The following is an 852-nucleotide window of genomic DNA, read 5'->3' as shown; positions in this document are numbered from 1 at the left end:
CTGATTAATCCATTTAGTAATTTAGACCTTGTTACTTATAAACTACTAGCTTCAATTGAAAAGATTTCATATTCTTTTGAAGAGATCGAAGAAATTATATTAAAAAACATCTCTATCGAAGAAATTGGAGATGAAGATGGAGGTTATTTAATTGAGCAAGAAATATGATACGCACGCCGAGCATACTTGGGCTACGGAGAATTATAAGAATGCTGGCTTTGCGGAGCATTTAGACGCATTTCAAATTGGTACTTATCTAAATACGATTTATGGGAAGAATGACCCAGAAAGTATTGAGTATGGTTTGATTCGCGGCAAGCGCTTGTTGAAAGGTGATACGAAATTATATGGCTCTATATATGCGCTAAATCATAAGGACAATATTGAGCAGGCAATTGACCTATGCTTGAAAGAATCCGAAGGATTGATGGTATTTGATATCGTACAAGTAATTGGATTTAATCAATGGGACGCAATCAAACGAGGAATCGAGAATTCCGGTTTCTAGATTTGTGTAGCAAGTGTTGATGCTTGTGATTTTATTAATTATAATAAGAACCGGTTTAAATAAGCCGGTTTTTATTTTTGTATCCAGATTGGCCGTTATATAAATAGAAATAGTTTTCAATTCGCGATGGAGGGAGAGTAGAATTATCTGGAAAGTCATATGATTCTTTAGAACAATATTGACGGTTTATGGGGTTATAGTACGTCATTGAAAGTAGAACTCCAACATGGTAACTTTTTGTTCATAGTCCGCTAACTAATTTCCAACTTACCCTAAAAACAAAAAAGCCAACTCTTCTTCAAAAGTTGGCTTTTTTCCGTGCGCCCACCTGGGCTCGAACCAGG

General features: G+C 35.6%; 1 protein-coding gene. It reads left to right on the top strand.

The genetic code is table 11. From position 1 onward, the window contains the following. The first annotated feature begins 151 nt into the window (after positions 1–151). Positions 152–508 carry an alpha amylase family protein gene (locus B2400_RS11390; RefSeq protein WP_293933446.1) on the top strand — a complete coding sequence of 119 codons (357 nt, stop codon included), beginning with the start codon at positions 152–154 and terminating at the stop codon, positions 506–508. Positions 509–852 lie beyond the last annotated feature (344 nt).

The sequence above is a fragment of the Sphingobacterium sp. UBA6645 genome (assembly GCF_002455685.1).
GTDB classification, from domain to species: Bacteria; Bacteroidota; Bacteroidia; order Sphingobacteriales; family Sphingobacteriaceae; genus Sphingobacterium; species Sphingobacterium hotanense.
Note: the sequence above shows the minus strand (reverse complement) of the source record. Positions and strands in the feature narration are given on the sequence as shown.